At 67.8% G+C, this 17278-nt stretch carries 14 protein-coding genes and 3 pseudogenes; 5 read left to right on the top strand and 12 right to left on the bottom strand.

Features of this window, described 5'->3' with window-relative positions:
* The first annotated feature begins 1 nt into the window (after window position 1).
* Window positions 2-1208: pseudogene (locus ABFB10_RS24255) on the top strand (peptidoglycan DD-metalloendopeptidase family protein).
* A 247-nt stretch (window positions 1209-1455) separates the two neighbouring features.
* Here the strand turns inward: ABFB10_RS24255 and ABFB10_RS17650 are convergent.
* The 4 genes and pseudogenes from ABFB10_RS17650 to ABFB10_RS17635 form a co-directional block, all read right to left on the bottom strand.
* A complete protein-coding gene (locus tag ABFB10_RS17650; RefSeq protein ID WP_430523049.1) occupies window positions 1456-2250 on the bottom strand; it encodes an ATP-binding protein in 795 nt (264 codons plus the stop codon).
* 38 nt (window positions 2251-2288) lie between these two features.
* On the bottom strand, window positions 2289-3218 hold the full coding sequence (tatC, locus tag ABFB10_RS17645; protein WP_347167496.1) for a twin-arginine translocase subunit TatC: 930 nt from the start codon (window positions 3216-3218) through the stop codon (window positions 2289-2291).
* Window positions 3215-3697: a Sec-independent protein translocase protein TatB gene (gene tatB / locus ABFB10_RS17640; protein ID WP_347167495.1), complete on the bottom strand. Its 483-nt coding sequence runs from the start codon at window positions 3695-3697 to the stop codon at window positions 3215-3217. Before tatB ends, tatC begins: the two co-directional genes overlap by 4 nt.
* Window positions 3698-3747: 50 nt before the next feature.
* Window positions 3748-3945: pseudogene (locus tag ABFB10_RS17635) on the bottom strand (twin-arginine translocase TatA/TatE family subunit); the annotation flags it as partial.
* 233 nt (window positions 3946-4178) lie between these two features.
* Here ABFB10_RS17635 and ABFB10_RS17630 point away from each other — a divergent pair.
* Window positions 4179-4841 (top strand): helix-turn-helix transcriptional regulator, encoded by a 663-nt coding sequence (locus ABFB10_RS17630; RefSeq protein WP_347167494.1) that lies wholly within the window; start codon window positions 4179-4181, stop codon window positions 4839-4841.
* A 64-nt stretch (window positions 4842-4905) separates the two neighbouring features.
* Here the strand turns inward: ABFB10_RS17630 and ABFB10_RS17625 are convergent, their stop codons facing one another.
* From ABFB10_RS17625 to ABFB10_RS17610, 4 genes and pseudogenes are all read right to left on the bottom strand, one after another.
* Window positions 4906-5802: a fructose bisphosphate aldolase gene (locus ABFB10_RS17625; protein WP_347167493.1), complete on the bottom strand. Its 897-nt coding sequence runs from the start codon at window positions 5800-5802 to the stop codon at window positions 4906-4908.
* Window positions 5803-6077: 275 nt separating this feature from the next.
* Window positions 6078-7379 carry a cytochrome P450 gene (locus ABFB10_RS17620; RefSeq protein ID WP_347167492.1) on the bottom strand — a complete coding sequence of 434 codons (1302 nt, stop codon included), beginning with the start codon at window positions 7377-7379 and terminating at the stop codon, window positions 6078-6080.
* 49 nt (window positions 7380-7428) lie between these two features.
* Window positions 7429-8668: pseudogene (locus ABFB10_RS17615) on the bottom strand (hypothetical protein).
* 143 nt (window positions 8669-8811) lie between these two features.
* On the bottom strand, window positions 8812-9555 hold the full coding sequence (locus ABFB10_RS17610; RefSeq protein WP_347167491.1) for a cytochrome c biogenesis CcdA family protein: 744 nt from the start codon (window positions 9553-9555) through the stop codon (window positions 8812-8814).
* A gap of 193 nt (window positions 9556-9748) precedes the next feature.
* Here ABFB10_RS17610 and ABFB10_RS17605 point away from each other — a divergent pair, with 193 nt between their 5' ends.
* Window positions 9749-9970, top strand: coding sequence for a sulfurtransferase TusA family protein (locus tag ABFB10_RS17605; protein ID WP_347167490.1), 222 nt, complete (start codon window positions 9749-9751; stop codon window positions 9968-9970).
* A gap of 28 nt (window positions 9971-9998) precedes the next feature.
* Window positions 9999-10190, top strand: a complete 192-nt coding sequence (locus ABFB10_RS17600; RefSeq protein ID WP_347167489.1) for a hypothetical protein — start codon at window positions 9999-10001, stop codon at window positions 10188-10190.
* Here ABFB10_RS17600 and ABFB10_RS17595 read toward each other — a convergent pair.
* The 3 genes from ABFB10_RS17595 to ABFB10_RS17585 form a co-directional block, all read right to left on the bottom strand.
* Window positions 10178-10822 (bottom strand): hypothetical protein, encoded by a 645-nt coding sequence (locus tag ABFB10_RS17595; RefSeq protein ID WP_347167488.1) that lies wholly within the window; start codon window positions 10820-10822, stop codon window positions 10178-10180. The two genes, ABFB10_RS17600 and ABFB10_RS17595, sit on opposite strands and share 13 nt — an antisense overlap.
* 133 nt (window positions 10823-10955) lie before the next feature.
* The gene (locus ABFB10_RS17590) at window positions 10956-13427 is read right to left on the bottom strand and encodes an Rne/Rng family ribonuclease (RefSeq protein ID WP_347167487.1); all 2472 of its coding nucleotides are present in this window, start codon (window positions 13425-13427) and stop codon (window positions 10956-10958) included.
* Between the two features lie 471 nt (window positions 13428-13898).
* Complete coding sequence (locus ABFB10_RS17585; protein ID WP_347167486.1) at window positions 13899-15347, bottom strand: YfcC family protein; 1449 nt, start codon at window positions 15345-15347, stop codon at window positions 13899-13901.
* A 429-nt stretch (window positions 15348-15776) separates the two neighbouring features.
* Here ABFB10_RS17585 and ABFB10_RS17580 point away from each other — a divergent pair, with 429 nt between their 5' ends.
* Window positions 15777-16184, top strand: coding sequence for an FCD domain-containing protein (locus ABFB10_RS17580; protein ID WP_347168054.1), 408 nt, complete (start codon window positions 15777-15779; stop codon window positions 16182-16184).
* Window positions 16185-16311: 127 nt separating this feature from the next.
* On the opposite strand, the gene ABFB10_RS17575 is transcribed toward ABFB10_RS17580, so the two are convergent.
* A complete protein-coding gene (locus ABFB10_RS17575) occupies window positions 16312-17184 on the bottom strand; it encodes an NAD(P)-dependent oxidoreductase (RefSeq protein WP_347167485.1) in 873 nt (290 codons plus the stop codon).
* Window positions 17185-17278: the final 94 nt, after the last annotated feature.

The following is a 17278-nucleotide window of genomic DNA, read 5'->3' as shown; positions in this document are numbered from 1 at the left end:
GATGACAACCCCGACCCGTTCCTTCACGGCCCTTGGCCTGCTGATCGCCCTTGGCGCCTGCGATGGCGGCCTCGATCTGGATATGCGCGGACGCATGGGCGGGGCGGTCGATACCTCTCAGGCCGCCCTGCAGGCCGTGGACAATCGCCCGCAGCCGGACGACCGGGGCGTGATCTCCTACCCGAACTACCAGGTCGCCGTGGCCCGGCGCGGCGATACGCTGAATTCCGTCGCCACCCGCATCGGACTGCCGGCGCCGGAACTGGCGCGCTACAACGGCGTGCAGGTGAACGACCCGCTGCGCGCGGGTGAGATCATAGCCCTGCCCCGCCGCGTGGCCGAGCCCTCGCCCGCCACCGGCGCGGCGACGACCGGGCCGATCCAGCCGCCCGCCTCTGTGGATGTGGCGACCCCGGCCGGCAGCGCCATCGAGCGCGCCCCCTCCGCCATCCGCCCCGCGCAGACGCCGCAGACCGGCACCGAGCCGGTGCGCCACAAGGTCGCGCGCGGCGAGACCGCCTTTACCATCGCGCGCCTCTATCAGGTCACCCCGCGCGCGCTGGCGGAATGGAACGGGCTCGACAGCAACTTCTCGCTGCGCGAAGGCCAGTACCTGCTGATTCCGACGGCCAAGAACGTGCCGCAACCGCAGCAGAGCGCGCAGGTGACGGTGCCCGGCGCAGGCACGGCCACGCCGCAACCGCCCTCCGCCTCCAAGCCGCTGCCGACAGAGGTCCTGCCCCCCGCCAACCAGACCGCCGCCGCGGCCCCTGCGGCGACGGTCGACAAACCGGCGCCGAAACCGGCGGAACCGGTGGCCGATATCGGCCAGAAGAAGGCCGCCAGCAGCAGCGGCGGCGGCGCCATGTCCATGCCGGTCAGCGGCTCGATCATCCGCGAATACGCCAAGGGCCGGAACGAGGGCATCGACATCTCCGCCGCCCCGGGCACCCCGGTCAAGGCCGCCGCCTCGGGCCGAGGTCGCGGCGATCTCGGCCACCGACGAAGGCGTCAAGTTCATGCTGATCCGCCACCCGGACGACCTGATCTCGGTCTACACCTATGTCGACGACATCTCGGTCAAGAAGGGCGACGCGGTCAGCAAGGGCCAGTCCATCGCCCGCGTGCGCTCCGGCGATCCCTCCTTCCTGCATTTCGAGGTCCGCAAAGGCTTCGAATCCACCGATCCGATGCCCTACCTGCGCTGACGCACCCGGGTTTTTCCAAAAGCCCCCATACCCCTGCGCACGGCGCCCGCGCGCTGGGGTATCACGGCGCAAGCTCCATCAAGATCCGAAAGCGGTAACCCCCGCCCGCGGCCAGCCCCGGCACGGCCTTCTGCTTCTTCTTGGTCCAAAATACCTCGGGGGAGCGCAGCGGGGGCAGAGCCCCCTCCACACCCTCTTACCGAGGCTCAGGCCGGCAGAATCGCCACCGCCGCCCGGAAGGCGGCGCTCAGCTCAGCGCCACGCCCTTTCGACCGGCAAGGTCGGTGAAATACTGCCAGGCCACCCGGCCGGACCGCGACCCGCGCGTGGCCTGCCATTCGATCGCCTCGGCGCGCAGGGTCTCGTCGTCGATCGCCACGCCGTGGCTGTCGCAATAGCCCCGGATCATCGCAAGGTATTCGTCCTGCGAACAGGGGTGGAAGCCCAGCCACAGCCCGAAGCGATCCGACAGCGAAACCTTCTCTTCCACCGCCTCCGAGGGGTTGATCGAGGACGAGCGTTCGTTCTCGATCATGTCGCGCGGCATCAGGTGGCGGCGGTTCGAGGTGGCGTAGAGCACCACGTTGTCCGGGCGCCCCTCGACCCCGCCGTCCAGCACCGCCTTCAGCGATTTGTAGTGCTGGTCGTCATGACTGAAGCTGAGGTCGTCGCAGAACAGCACAAAACGATAGGGCGCGTCGCGCAAGAGCGCCAGCAGGCGACCGACGGACGGCAGGTCCTCGCGTTGCAGCTCCACCAGCTTGAGGTCCGGGCCTTCCGCGCGCACGGCGGCATGGACCGCCTTGACGACGCTGGATTTGCCCATCCCCCGCGCGCCCCAGAGCAGCGCGTTGTTGGCAGGCAGGCCGCGGGCGAATTGCAGCGTATTGGCATAAAGCGTGTCGCGCGCCCGGTCGATGCCCACCAGCAGCTCCAGCTCGATGCGGCTGACCCGCGGCACCGGCACCAACGCATCGGGTGCCACGTGCCAGACAAAGGCCTCTGCATCGAAATCCGGCGCGTCCGGGGGCGGCGGCGCCATGCGTTCCAGCGCCGCCGCGATCCGTTTCAGGGTCTTGCTCACTTCTCGTCCTCGTCGAATTCCTTGACCAGCGGGTCCTCTTCGCCGTTCTCCTCCTCGAACCACAGGCCCTGTGCCCGCAGGTCGGCCTCGCGCTTCTTCTCGACGCGGGCGACCAGGAAGATCGAGATCTCGTACAGGCCGTAGACGACGGTAAAGAGGATCATCTGCGTGATCACATCCGGCGGCGTCACAAGCGCGGCCAGCAGCAGGATGCCGACCACCGCGTATTTGCGCACGTTGCCCAGCCCCTCGGCAGAGACCAGCCCGGCCTTGCCCATCAGCGTCAGCAGCACCGGAAGCTGAAAGCACAGGCCGAAGGCGATGATGAACTTCAGCGTGATGTCGAGCGACTCGTTGACCTTGCCGAAAAAGGTGATCCGCAGCCCGTCCTCGGTGGCGGGCACCACGGCGGCGGCATCGGGCACCGCGTCGGTGGTCTGCGCCAGCAGGTTGGCGAAGATCGAACTGACATCGGCGAAGCCCAGGAAGAAGGCCATCGCCAGCGGCGTCACCACGAAATGCGCAAAGGAGGCGCCCAGCAGGAACATGATCGGCGAGGCGATGGTGAACGGCAGGAAGGCCGCCTTCTCCGAGCGGTACAGACCCGGCGCCACGAAACGCCACATCTGGTGCGCGATCACCGGGAAGGCCAGCGCGAAGCCGAAGACCATCGAGATCCGGAACAGCGTGAAGAGGTATTCCTGCGGCGAGGTATACTGCAGCGTCGGCGAGGGGTCGCCGAGGTCGCGCAGGGTCGCCTCGATCGGCTGCAGCAGGAATTGCAGGATCGGTTCGGCCACGACGAAGGCCAGAACGATCCCGATGATGAAGGCGATGACCGACCGGATCAGCCGCGTGCGCAGCTCGGCCAGATGTTCGATCAGCGGCGCGGCGCTGTCCTCGATGTCGTCTTCGATATGGCTCATGCGTCGGTCCCCTTCGGGGTGTCCTCACCCGGCGCCGTCAGGTCCGCCTCCAGCGCCTCGGCCTTCTTCATGGCCTCCTCCGCCTCGCGCTTCTTGCGGTCGGCGGTCGCCCGGGCGGCACTGGCCTCGATCTTGCGGCGGGCCTCGTCGCGCTCCTGCGACAGCTTGGCGGTTTCGCTACCGGGTTTCGGGGCGGCCTTCTCCGGGTCGATGTCAGTCAGCGATTTCGCCGCGTCCTTGACGCCGTCCATGGCGCTGCTCATCGGGTTGGTCGCGGTCTTGAAGGTCTTGGCCACGTCGCGCACGCCGGATTCCTCCGCCGCATCGTTCATGGCCCGGCTGAACTCGCGCGCCATGCCGCGGGCCTTGCCCATGAAGCGGCCCACGTTGCGAAACAGCATCGGCAGGTCCTTGGGGCCGACGACGATCAACGCCACGACCCCGATGACCATGAGTTCGGTCCAGCCAAGATCGAACATGGCGGGTTACACCTTGTCCTTCTCGTCGAGTACGGGTTGTGCTCCGGCGCCTGCGGGGTCACGTCGCGCGCCTCTTCCGCTTTTTTCTGGTCTTCAAGTTCCTGGCCGCCTTCGCTCACGCCCTTCTTGAAGGCGGTGATGCCCTTGCCGACCTCGCCCATCAGCGAGGAAATCTTGCCCCGCCCAAACAGAACGAGCACGACGACGGCGATCAGCAGAAGGCCCGGAAGGCCGATATTGTTCAACATGGCGGTCTCCTTGTCCGGCGCCGCAGCCCTTGCGACGCGTGAAATCCGAGACAGGGTTCTAACGGCTCCCGGCGCCCGACAAAAGCGCCAAAGCGCCGCTATGCCCGACCACGTGTGTCATGACCTTGTCAGTTGTCAGGATTTTGTCAGTATAGCAGCGCGGCGCGGAAGGATTTTGCAAAATCCTTCCAAATTCCTTGCAAGGAATTTGCCCCCGGCACAGAGGTTGACGCATGAACAGGAAAGACCGGCTGTACGCCCTGATGCAGCGGCTGCGCGACGGCAGGCTGCACACGGCAGAGGCCATGGCACAGGATCTGAAGGTCTCGGTCCGCACGATCTACCGCGACATGGAGGTGCTCGCCGCCTCCGGCGTTCCGGTCGAGGGCGCGCGGGGCTACGGCTACACGGTGCAGGCCGCCATCACCCTGCCGCCGCTCAACCTGACAGAGGCAGAGCTCGAGGCGCTGCACCTCGCGCTCGCCGCGCTCGGCGCCTCCGAGATGGCCGAGCAGGCCGCCGCCGCCCGCAGCCTCGCCCGCAAGATCGACACGGTCCTGCCCGAAGACGCGGGCAGCGCGCCGGCGCCCTTCGGCTTTGCCACCGATGCCTTTGCGGAAGCGGCGCGCGGCTTCACCCATATGCCCGCGATCCGGGCCGCCATCCGCGCCCGGCAGAAGCTGCGGGTCACGCTCGACGGCCAGGTCCGGGACATCCGGCCCCTGCATATCGACTACTGGGGACGGGTCTGGACCTGCGTGGCCTGGGACGAGACGGCGGGCGATTTCGCCACCCTGCGCATCGACCGGATCGGGGCGCTGACGCCCCTGCCCGGCCTCTTCGTCGATGAACCGGGCAAGCGGCTGGCGGATTTCCGGGCGCGGCCCACGCCGTGACGACAGACAAAGACCCGGCCGCGCGGGCAGGCGCGGCCGGGTACGAAGATGCCGGGCGGGTCGCTTACAGCGAGGCCTGGTAGATCTTGTCGATGTTCGAGCCGAGGGCCGCGTTGAACGCGGCATCGGATTGCTGCTTCGACAGGCCCTCGGCCAGCGCCCGGCTGAAAGAGGCGATCATCTTCGGCTGCCGCGCCAGACGCGCACAGGCCTCGTCGGTGGAATAGCCCCCCGACAGGGCCACCACACGCACCACGCGCGGGTGATCGGCCAGATCGTCGTAGAGCCCGTCCTCGCTGGGGATGGTCAGCTTGAGCATCACGTCATGCCCCTCGGGCAGCGCGTCGAGGCCGGCCTTGAGCGCGTCCTTCAGGATCGCCTCGGCCTCGGCCTTGGTGGCGGAGTTGATCGAGACTTCGGGCTCGATAATCGGCACCAGCCCGCAGGACACCACAGTGGCGCCCACCTCGAACTGCTGCGCCACGACGGCCTTGATCCCCTCGGCATTGGCCTCGTGGATGACCGAGCGCTCCTTGGTGCCGAAGACGCCGAGGCCCGCGGCCTCTTTCAGCCTCTCTTCCAGACCCGGAATCGGCTTCATCATCTGCACGCCATTGGCCTCGTCCTCGAGCCCCTTGTCGATCTTCAGGAAGGGCACGACGGACAGGCTGTTCCACAGGTACTCTGCCACCGGGGTGCCATCCACGGCCCCGCGCATGGTGCGCTCGAACAGGATCGCGCCGATCACCTTCTCGCCAGTGAAGTCAGGCGCCTTGATGATCCGCGTGCGCATCTCGTGGATCTGGCCGAACATGGCCTCTTCGCCGTCGTACATGTCCTCGGTGACGCCGTAGAGCCCCAGCGCCTTGGGGGTCGAGCCGCCCGACTGGTCGAGCGCGGCGATGAACCCCTTGCCGCCCGCCATCTGCGCCTTCATCTTCGCGAAATCGTCCTGTGTCATGTACTCTTCCTCGCCACGGTGAAATCTCTAGACATGGTCGATACCCCGTCCCGCGAAGCGGGTATAGGGGCGCGCGCCACTGTTAACGCTAAACCTGGCCGGGGCTTCGCCAAACGCCAACCGCGGGCTAGCGGCACGGTCGCACTTGGGTATTTGTGCCAAGAAGAAGCCCAGGGCACGCCCGACTGGCGGCGTGGGACACCCGTTGCCCGGGCGGGCGGGTGTTTCTTCTTGGTCCAAATACCTTCATTCCGAACCCGCCCCGGGCGTGCCGGTCAGCGTTCCTCAACCCTCAGCCAGATGCCGTCGCGCGCGCGCACGGTCAGATGCGCTTCGGGGATCGGGGTGCGGTTCGTGACGGGCGTCACGCGGAAGTCGCGCAGCAACAGGGCCAGCAGCAGGACGCCCTCGACCATGGCAAAGCCCGCGCCGGTGCAGACACGCGGGCCTGCGCTGAAGGGAATGTAGGCCTCGCGCCCGCAGGTCCTGCCGTTCTCGGTCTGCCAGCGGGCGGGGTCGAAGCCATCGGGGTTGTCCCACAGGCGCGTGTGGCGGTGCAGGTGCCAGGGGCTGAGCACCATCTGTGCCGCCTCGGGGATGGCGCGGTCGCGGAAGCGCTCGGGCCGGGTCGTTTCGCGCACCATCATCGGCACCGGCGGGTAGAGCCGCAGGGTCTCGCGGAAGACGTCGCGGGTCACGCGCAGTTTCGAGACGCTGGCGAAGTCGGCGTTGACCGCGCGGCCCTCGGCCGCCACGCGGTCCTGCCATTCGGGATGTGTGGCCGGGAGGAAAAGCGCCCAGCCGAGCGCCGACGCCGAGGTCTCATGCCCGGCAAGGAAGAAGATCGCCACCTGGTCGACCATCTCGGCGGCGGAGAAGGTCTGCCCGGTCTCGGGGTCGCGGGTCGTCATGATCTTGGTGGCGAGGTCGTCGGGCGCGGTGCCTGCGGCGATGGCCTTCTGGCGCGCCTCTGTCAGTTGCGTGATGAGGCTTCGGATGCGGGTGGCCGCGGCGCGGGTGTCGCGCCGGAAGAAGCGCGGCATCCAGCGCGGGCCGGGGATGAAGGCGGCGAGGTTCAGGATCGGCTGGCTGCGCTGGTAGGCGCGGAATTCGTGGAAGACCTCCTGCGCCAGCGCGTCCTCGATGGGGATCGAGAAGAGCGTGCGAAAGATGACGTCGGCGGCGGCGTGGCTGGCCTGTTCCTCCACCTCGACCTCTGCGCCCCCGGTACCCAGCTGCCCCGCCAGCCGGTCGCGCGCCGCAAGCGCCGCCTGCCACATGGCCGGGTAGGTCTCGCGCAGGCGTCCGCCTTCGAAGGCCGGGTCGATGATGCGTCGCTGGCGCTGCCACTCGGCGCCATTGGTCAGGAAGACAGAGTTGCCCAGAAGCGGGCGCAGCCCGGCGCCGATGCGGTCGGATTTGGGGAAATCCATCGGGCGCTCCTTCAGCACCGTCTTCACCAGATCGGGCTGGTTCAGCAGGTAGGAGCGGAAGAAGGGCGTCCTGAACTCTGCCATCCAGGCCCGGTAGAGCCGCGCGGGCTGGGCCGAGAGGATGTCCTGCCGGAAGAGTTTCACGTAGCGCCAGAGCGAGACCCGGTCCGGGCGCGCCGCCGGTTTCGGGGGATCATGCGGCGACGCTCGTATACTTGGACACCGCGTGGTCGATGCGGCTGGCCGAGGGCGGGCGCCCGGCGTAGCGGCTGGCCAGCGACAGGGGGCCGGCGGTGATGCGGAAATAGTCGTAGTCGCGCGGTACGGTCGAAAGCGCAGAGATACTGGAAATGCAGGCGGAAGAAGCGCCAGCGCAGTTCCTTCCAGCGTTTGGGGCTGAGCGACCGGGTGAACTGCGCCGAGAAGACCAGCGGCCAGCGCTTGTCTGCGGGCGCCACCCCCGAGACGCTGACCGGATCGCAGAGCGCGAAGGCGCAGCCGTCCCCGGGCGCGGTCACGTCGACCCATGTCAGCGCCTCGCTGGCCGAGAGGAAGCGCAGGTCGGCCCGCAGCCGGTGGGCGTCGCGCAGGAAGGACACCATGGGCACCACCTGTCCGAGGCTGAGGAAGGCCAGGCGCGGCCCGTTGGCGGGCACGCGCCCCGCGCGGATCAGGTCGGCGAGGATCGAAACCGCCAGATGCGCACCCGAGGAATGGCCGACCACCAGAACCTCGTCGACGTCTTCGGTCAGGGCGGCGCCGATGGTGGCGGCAAACTCTGACATGCGGGCCTCCAGCGCGGGCGGGTTGGCGCCCCGGTGGAGGCCCGAGAAGGCGTAGTCGTGCATCAGGTAATAGGCGAAGAGCTTGCCGTCCTCGGCCCGGAACCAGCGCAGCACCGCATAGGCGATGCCGCCCCATGCGACAAGGCCGGACAGCGTGGCGGCGATGCCCAGCCAGGGCGTCAGCAGGCCGATCAGCGCGAATCCCGCCCAGCCCAGCAGCAGCGCAAGACCGAGTTGCACCAGAAGCGCCCCGACCGGGTAGAGCGCGGCGATCACCGGCCCCTTGCGCAGCCGCATCAGCCGCCGCAGTGCGCCGGTGGCGATGTATTCCCACGAGGTGCGGACAAGCTGCGCGTAGGTTGCCGGGATGCTGTTCGACATGCTGTCGCGAACGATGTCGGACCAGACCAGCACCTCGATATCCGCGCGGGTTTCCGCGCCCTCCATGACCGTCTGCACGTGCCAGCCATAGGCGCCGCCGCCCTGCTTGGGACGCAGCGTCAGCGCGTAGCCCGAGATTGCCGCCTGCGCCGCGCCCTCCTTGCGGTAGAGCTCGCGGTAGCGCCGGGGGTGAATCGGGTCGTAGCCGGGAATGTAGAAGACCCGGCGCCGGGCCACTTCCTGCGGGGTGTCGTGCTGCTCTGCCATGGCGCGCCCTCGTTTTGCCGGTCAGCCTAGCCTGGCAATCCGGCAGGAGTATGGCGCGCGCCCCGCCCCGCGCGCAACCGGACTTCGCACCGAAGTCCGGTCCGAAGTCCACCATGGACTTCGGCGCCCGCGAGGGGCGCCGCCTAGCCCAGTGTCGCGAGCGCCGGGAAGGTTTCGAGCAGCCAGAAGGACAGCGCCGAGAAACCACCCGTCAGCATCATCAGCCCGATGGTCCACAGAAGCAGCCCCATGGCGCGTTCGATCTGCTGCATGTGGCGCTTCATCCAGGCCATGGCGCCGGTCAGGCGCGGCAGGAAGGCCGCGACCAGCAGGAAGGGAATGCCCAGGCCCGCCGCGTAGACGCCCAGCAGCGCCGTCCCGCGCGAGACAGAGGCCTCGGACGCGGCCAGCGACAGGATCGCCCCAAGCTGCGGGCCGATGCAGGGCGTCCAGCCGAAGGCGAAGGCCAGCCCCAGCACATAGGCGCCGAAGGCGCTGCCGCCGCGGTCGCCCGCATCCATGCGCGCTTCGCGGTCGAGGAAGCCGATGCGGTAGACCCCGACGAAATGCGCGCCGAAGATCATCACCGTCACGCCCGCCGCGGCATTCAGATGCGCCTGATACTGCAACAGCGCCCGCCCCGCCGCAGAGGCCGCCGCCCCCAGCAGCAGGAAGACCGTGGAGAGCCCCAGCACGAAGAACAGCGCCGACATCAGCGCCTTGCGGCGCGAGGCCCCCAGCTCCGTCATCGAAACCCCGCTCATATAGGCAAGGTAGGGCGGCACGACCGGCAGCACGCAGGGCGAGAGGAAAGAAATGAATCCCGCCGCCAGCGCCACGAACATGGCGGGCAAGAGGGATGCGTCGATGATCTCGATTCCGAACATGTGTCAGGGCTTAGGCCATCCGGGCGGGCGCGTCACGCTCCGCCCGGGTCACATCCGCGTGGCGTCTTTGAAACATCCCAGGGCGTAGGGCCATGGCGCGCCGCCCCGGCCCCGCGGGCCGCCTGTCGCGGGCCGGTGGAAAATCCGCGCAGAGCCGCTTCTCCGCCCGGTCGAAACGCTCTATGTCTGCGCCATGACCCATGAACTCGACGCCACCGGCCTGCTTTGTCCCCTGCCCGTCCTAAAGGCCCGCAAACGCCTGCGGGCGCTGGAACCGGGAGGCCTGCTGGTGCTGCGCACCGACGATCCGGCGGCGATCGTCGACGTCCCGCATTTCTGCGCCGAGGCCGGGCATCATCTGGAAACACAGGCCGAGGACGGCAACGTGATGATCTGGACGATACGCCGCGGCTGATGTGCATCCGGCGGGCCCTGCGTCCGCCGTGTCCGCCGTGTCCGCCGTGTCCGCCGTGTCCGCCGTGTCCGCCGTGTCCGCCGTGTCCGCCGTGTCCGCCGTGTCCGCCGTGTCCGCCGTGTCCGCCGTGTCCGCCGTGTCCGCCGTGTCCGCCGTGTCCGCCGACAGGGATCCGGTGCTCGGCAAGACATCAAGACCGTTTCACAATCACCTGATCTGAAAAGAAAAAGCCCCGGCGTCGCGCCGGGGCTTTCCTTGTCTGTCCTGCCGGATCAGCGGCCCGGGGACCACCAGCCGCGGCGTTTCGGCTTGTCGTCCTCGCCAGCCCGTTCGAGCTGCCTCGGGCGCTTCTGCGGCGGGCGCTTCTTCAGCCTCGGCAGGCTCGGGCGCCGCCTCGGTCACAGTCTCCTCCACCACCGGAGCAACCGGCGCCTCGTCCTTGGCTTCGACGGGCGCGTCAGGCTCTGCCGGGGCGCCGACGACCGACGCGATGACGTCAGAGGCCTTGGCCCGCGTGCGCCTGCGCTTCGGCCCTTCCTGCGGGGCCTCTGCGGTTTCGGCCTGCGCCTCGGGCGCCGGAGCCTCGGACGGGGTCGCCGCCTCGGCAGTGTCCGCCACCTCGGTTGCGGCAGGCGCCGCTTCGGTCACAGTCTCCGTCACGGCCTCCGGGGCCGCCGCTGCGGGCGCCGCATCATCGCTGGCTTCGGCAGCGGGCGCGGCGGGCTCTTCCGTCACGACCTTGGGCTTGCGCGTCCGGCTGCGGGTCCGCTTCGGCCTTTCCTTCACCGGCTCGGCAACCTCTGCCTCGGGCGCGGTTTCGGGCGCGGCCTCGGCGGTTTCAGCTTCGGCCACGGCACCATCCGATGCCTCTGCCGCGACAGGCTCTGCCGGGGTGGCAGGCGCTTCGGCGGCGGGGCTCTGCGCGGGCTGGTCGTTGTCCGACGCGGCGCCGGTGCCATCCTCGGCGCTGTCGCCCTCGGGCTTGTCAGAGGCCTCTGCCCCATCCTGCCCCTCGCCGTTGTCGCGGGACTTGGACTTGCGGCGACGGCGGCGACGGCGCTTCCTCGGGCTTGCCGTCGTCCTCCCCGTCCTCGTCGGACGAGGGCGCGCGCACCTCAGATACCTCGGCCTCGGCCTTCTCGGCGGCTTCCAGTTCCTCGGCCTCTGCGGCTTCTGCCGCTTCGTCGATCTCGTCCATGATCGAGGTATCGACCGACACCACCGGCGCCGCCTCGGGCACCACGCGGGTCGCGGTCTTGAACTTCTCAAGCGTGAAGTCGGGCGAGACCAGGTGCACGTCCCCCTCGATCCGCACGGACATGCCGTAGCGGCTTTCGATCTGGGCCACATGCTCGCGCTTCTGGTTCATCAGGTAGTTGGCGATGCCCACCGGGCATTTCAGCAGCACCTCGCGCGAGCGGCGGCGCGTGCCCTCTTCCTCGACCTGACGCAGGATGTTCAGCGCCATATTGTCGTCGGACCGGATCAGCCCGGTGCCGTGACAGGCGGGGCACGGCTGCGTCGTTGCCTCGATCATGCCGGGGCGCAGGCGCTGGCGCGACATCTCCAGCAGGCCGAAGCCCGAGATCCGGCCCACCTGGATGCGGGCGCGGTCGGTCTTCAGCTTGTCCTTGATGCGCTTCTCGACGGCGGCGTTGTTCTTGCGCTCGTCCATGTCGATGAAGTCGATGACGATCAGCCCCGCAAGGTCGCGCAGGCGCAGCTGGCGAGCGACCTCTTCGGCGGCCTCGAGATTGGTCTTCAGCGCGGTCTCTTCGATCGAGCCCTCTTTCGTGGCCCGGCCAGAGTTCACGTCGATGGCCACCAGCGCCTCGGTCACGCCGATGACGATATAGCCGCCGGACTTCAGCTGCACGGTCGGGTTGAACATGCCGCCAAGGTACGACTCGACCTGATAGCGCGCGAACAGCGGCATCTGGTCCTGGTAGTGCTTCACGTTCTTGGCGTGGGACGGCATGATCATCTTCATGAAGTCCTTGGCCACGCGGTAGCCGCGCTCGCCCTCGACCCAGACCTCGTCGATCTCGCGCGAATACAGATCGCGGATCGAGCGTTTGATCAGGTCGCCCTCTTCGTAGATCTTCGCGGGCGCGATGCTCTTCAGCGTCAGCTCGCGGATCTGCTCCCACAGGCGCTGCAGGTATTCGTAGTCGCGCTTGATCTCGGTCTTGGTGCGCTTGGCGCCCGCCGTGCGGATGATCAGGCCCGCGCCCTTGGGCACGTCGATCTCGTTGGCGATGGCCTTCAGCTTCTGCCGGTCGGTGGCATTGGTGATCTTGCGGCTGATGCCGCCGCCGCGCGCGGTGTTGGGCATCAGCACGCAGTAGCGACCGGCCAGCGACAGGTAGGTGGTCAGAGCGGCGCCCTTGTTGCCACGCTCTTCCTTGACGACCTGCACCAGCATGATCTGGCGGACCTTGATGACTTCCTGGATCTTGTAGCGGCGCGCGCGCGACGGCTTGCGCACCGGGCGGATGTCTTCCTCGGTGTCGTCGTCGGCGACGGATTCGATGCCATCGTCGCCGTCAGAAGAGTCGTCGTCATCGTCGTCGGAACCGCCCGGCTCGGCGGTGATCACATCGGCGTCATCGTCGCTGTCGGCGGCCATGGGGCGGCCCTTGGGCTCGTCCTCTTGACTGTCCTGCCCGGCGTCCCCGGCCTCTGCACCGGCCTCGTCGGGGCTTTGGACCGGCGTCTCGGCGGGCGTCGGCTCGGGCAGCTCGGAAGGCGCGGGCGGCTCTGCCGGGGTCTCGGCGGGGGTCGGGTTTTCCGGCGCCTCGGCGGGCGCGGGTTCCTCTGTCGGGGTCTCTCCGGGCACGTCCGCGCCAGCGGCGGCGGGTGCCTCGGTCACGTGATCCGGCAGCGCCTGTTCCGCGGGCGTGGCTTCGGCCACACCGGTATCCGGCGTGCCGTCAGGCTCTGCCACCGGGGTCTCGGCCACGGTTTCCATCGGCGACAGGCCCTCGCCCGGCTCGCCGGCATCGCCGTCCTCGCCAAGATCGATGGTTTCCATCCCGCTGATCTCGCGGGGAGCCTTGTCCGCCTTGTCGGCCTGAGCCTCCGGGGCCTCGGTTGTCTTCGCAGGCTTCCGGCGCGACCGCGAACGCGACCGCTTGGGCTTCTCTTCTTCCTCGGCGGCAGCGGCGGCAAGCTCTGCCTCCTCCTCCATCAGCGCCTTCCGGTCAGCGACCGGGATCTGGTAGTAATCCGGGTGGATTTCCGAGAAGGCGAGGAAGCCGTGGCGGTTGCCGCCATAGTCCACGAAGGCCGCCTGAAGCGAGGGTTCGACCCGCGTTACCTTTGCAAGGTAGATATTGCCGGCGAGCTGCCGCTTGTTTTCGGACTCAAAGTCGAATTCCTCGACCTTGTTGCCGTCCACCACCACGACGCGGGTTTCCTCCGCGTGGGTGGCGTCGATGAGCATTTTCTTTGCCATGGGTTCCGTATGCACAGCCGGACGAGCCCCGTCCCGGGGGTCGCGGCGCGTGGGGACTGTGTCTTGTCAGGGCGAGAGGTAGCGCACCGTCACGAGGGGCGCAGACGCTCCTGTCCTCGTGCCTCATGTCTGTCGCGCGCTTCATCGCGGTTCTTCTCCGACGCTATACCGCGGCATGGTCCATGCCTCGGCTGCGCCCGTTCATGAAACCCGTCGCAAGAAGCGGTCCGGGCTCGGTTCTTTGGCCTTGCGGCTAGGATCGGTCTGCCAGAAAGCGGATTGGTCCGGGCTTTGAGGCAGCGAAACTGGTCGGCGCTGTCCTGAAGACAGCCTGCCTGAAAGCCAACATAACGTCTGAGGCACCAAGAACACAATGCTGAAATTGCGCTTTATCCCCAGTCCCCGGCGTGGATGACAAAAAGAAGGGCGCCGCGGATGGCGGCGCCCTTTGGCGTTCCGTTGCGGACCGGCCTACCCGATCCAGCCGGTTGCCTGTGCAAAGACCACGAAGCCCACGGCGATGGCGACCCAGACCGCGAAGAGCGGCAGGAAGAAGCGGATCCAACGATCCCAGCCGACCCCGCCAAGCGCCAGCGTCGCCATGAAGTACCCCGACGTCGGGTAAAGGATGTTCGAAAGGCCATCGCCAAGCTGGTAGGACAGCACCGCGTTCTGACGGGTCACGCCGATGATGTCCGACAGCGGCGCCATAATCGGCATGGTCACCAGAGCCTGGCCCGAGCCCGACGGGATCACGAAGTTGAACCCCAGCTGCGCAAGGAACATGCCCACCGCCGACAGCGTGTCGGGGAAAGAGCCGACGAGGTCGCCAAGCCCCAGCACCAGCGTGTCCATCACCTGCCCCTGCTCCAGCATCACGGCCACGGCGCGCGCCAGCCCGACGATGATCGCGCCCACCAGCACGTCGCGGAACCCTTCGTTGAAGGCCTCGCAGATCTTCGTGGTGGTGAGCCCGGCCACCATCCCGACCGTGATCCCCATGAGCACGAAGAGCCCCGCCATCTCCATCATGAACCAGCCGCGCGTCAGCACGCCCCAGATCATGACACCGAAGAAGGCCAGCGCCACCAGACCGGCGCGGAACTGGCGCGGGGTGAATTGCAGCGCCGCGCCGATCTCTGCGGTCTGGTACAGGCGGCGCTTCTCTTCCTCGCGCGCAGTGCCGGCCATCAGGCTTGCTGCGGGATTGGCACGGACCTTGCTGGCGTAGCGGGTGACATGGATCACCGCGGCGCCCAGCAAGGCGACGAAAAGAGCGGCCCGCAGACCGGCGCCGGAGTACAGCGGCACCTCGGCGATGGACTGGCCGAGGCCGGTGTTGATCGGGTTGAGAACGCCCGAGGTGAAACCCGCCGTCGTCGCCAGCAGCGCCACCGCCACCGCCGTCACGCTGTCGAAGCGCAGGGCGATCATCAGCGGCAGGATCACCGGCACGTAGACCAGCGCAAGCTCCTGCGTGCCGATCAGCGTCGCCACCACGGCGAAGGTCACCATGAGCACCGGCAGGATCAGGATCGAGCGCGCCGCGAACCGCCGTGTCAGCTTGTCCACCGCGACGTCGATCACGCCGGTGCGCCGGATCACCATAAACATGCCGCCGATGATGAAGGTGAAGAACACCACGACCGAGGCATCGGCGAGCCCGCGCGGCACCGCCATCATGAAATCCTCCAGCCCGACCGGGGTCGCGGCCACCTGCCGGTAGCTCTCGGGGTCGATGGCGCTGCGCCCGTTGGGCAGGGTCACGCGGTCGAAGACGCCCGCCGGAATGAAATGCGTCGCCAGCGCGGCAAGCGCGGTGAAGACGAATAGAATGACGTAGATATGCGGCATCCGCATGCCCTCGGATCCGGCAATCTCCTCCTCCGGGTCCAGTGTCCTCTGTGTCTCGCTTGTCATATCGGCCTCCCTACCGTTTCGACATGCCCGCCCGGGGGACCCGGGCTTGTATGCCATCGCAATTGAGCTATCTTCTAAAATGTTAGATGGGATTTCATCTGTCAGACAATGCAGAATGCCAATCAGGACCTTTCGTGGTATTTTGATAATGCCGTGATAGCGTCAAGCAGTTCAGGAGAGTGAGACAGGCATGGACGAAATGCAAAAACCGCTGGCAGATCAGGCATTTGACGCGCTTCTTTCGGCGCTCCGCAGCGGCGCGCTGGAAGCCGGGGCCTTCTTTTCCATGCCAGAGCTGTCGCGCAGGCTGGACTATCCCATCGCCGCGATCCGCGAGGCGACGAAGCTGGCAGAGGCCCGCGCCCTGCTCAGCATCCGGCCCAAACGGGGAATCACCGTGATGGATGCGGGCCCCCGGACCACGCGAACCTGCATGGACATGCGCTCGGCGCTGGAGCGCGAAGGCGCGCGGCGGATCCTGCTGACAGAGGCGCCCTTTCCGGCGGAAGGGCTGCGCCGGACGCACGAAGACCTGCTGGCCCGCGCGCGCGCGGCGATCCGACGGCCACCGGCACGCTCGCCATCGGCGTCGACCTCAGCCTGCACAACGCGCTGTCAGAGGGGCTGGACAACCCCTACCTGCAAGAGGCCTACCGGCAGAACCGCGACCGGATCGCGGTGATCCAGCAGACCCGGCCGTTCCTGATGGACCGGATCACCTCGGCGATGGAAGAGCATCTGGACATCATCGCCGCCATGGAAGCGCGCGATCTGCGCCGGGTCGAGGAAACCATCGACATCCATCTGGTGCAGACCCTGCGCTGGTGGGGGATGTAGCCGCCCGTTCCGGGCCGTCGGTATCCCGCCGAAACCCGCTAGCCTTCAGCCAAACCATTGCCTTCGAAGCCCCGCAGGTCTGGCGGGGCTTCGGTGCCTCGGGGTCAGGGCGAGGCGCCTTAACCGATCAGCCGAGGGCGTTCAGCCGCTTGATCAGCGCAGAGGTGTCCCAGCGCCCGCCGCCCAGCTTCTGCACGTCCTTGTAGAACTGATCCACCAGGGCGGTGACGGGCAGCGAGGCCCCGACCTCGTCCGCGGTGTTCAGGCAGATGCCCAGATCCTTGCGCATCCAGTCGACGGCAAAGCCGTGGTCGAACTTGTCGTCCAGCATTGTCTCGAAGCGGTTGACCATCTGCCAGGACCCGGCGGCGCCGCCGCCGATGACCTCGACCACCGCGCGCCCGTCAAGGCCCGCCTTCTGCGCGAAATGCAGCCCTTCGGACAGGCCCTGCACCAGCCCGGCGATGCAGATCTGGTTGACCATCTTGCACAATTGCCCGGCACCGCTTTCGCCAAGGCGGTTGCACAGCTTGGCATAGCTGTCGATCAGCGGCTTGGCGGCGTCGAAGGCGGCCTGATCGCCACCGCACATTACGACAAGTTGACCGTTCTCGGCGCCCGCCTGCCCGCCAGAGACAGGCGCATCCACGAAGGCGATCCCGGCCTCGCGCGCCTGCTGGAACAGCTCGGCGGTGACCATGGCAGAGACGGTGGTGTGGTCGACGAAGGTGCTGCCCTTCGCCATGCCGGCAAAGGCGCCGTCGGCGCCGGTGCAGACAGAGCGCAGGTCGTCGTCGTTGCCGACGCAGGCCATGACGAAATCCGCGCCGCTGGCGGCCTCGCGCGGGGTCGCGGCGCTGGCACCGCCATGCTCTGCAACCCATTTTTCGGCCTTGGCCGCGGTGCGGTTGTAGACCGTCACCTCGTGACCGGCCTTGGCGAGATAACCCGCCATCGGGTAGCCCATGACCCCAAGCCCGAGAAATGCAACCTTTGCCATTGTCGTTGGTCCTCCGTCAGGCCCGCCCGGCGCGCCTCTTGGCAAGCCCCGGCAGGCACGTTAATCCCGTCCATGCCCCACCTACCCCAATACA

This window comes from Ponticoccus litoralis, from assembly GCF_039769985.1.
GTDB lineage: Bacteria > Pseudomonadota > Alphaproteobacteria > Rhodobacterales > Rhodobacteraceae > Ponticoccus > Ponticoccus litoralis.
This window is presented reverse-complemented; position numbering and strand designations above follow the sequence as displayed.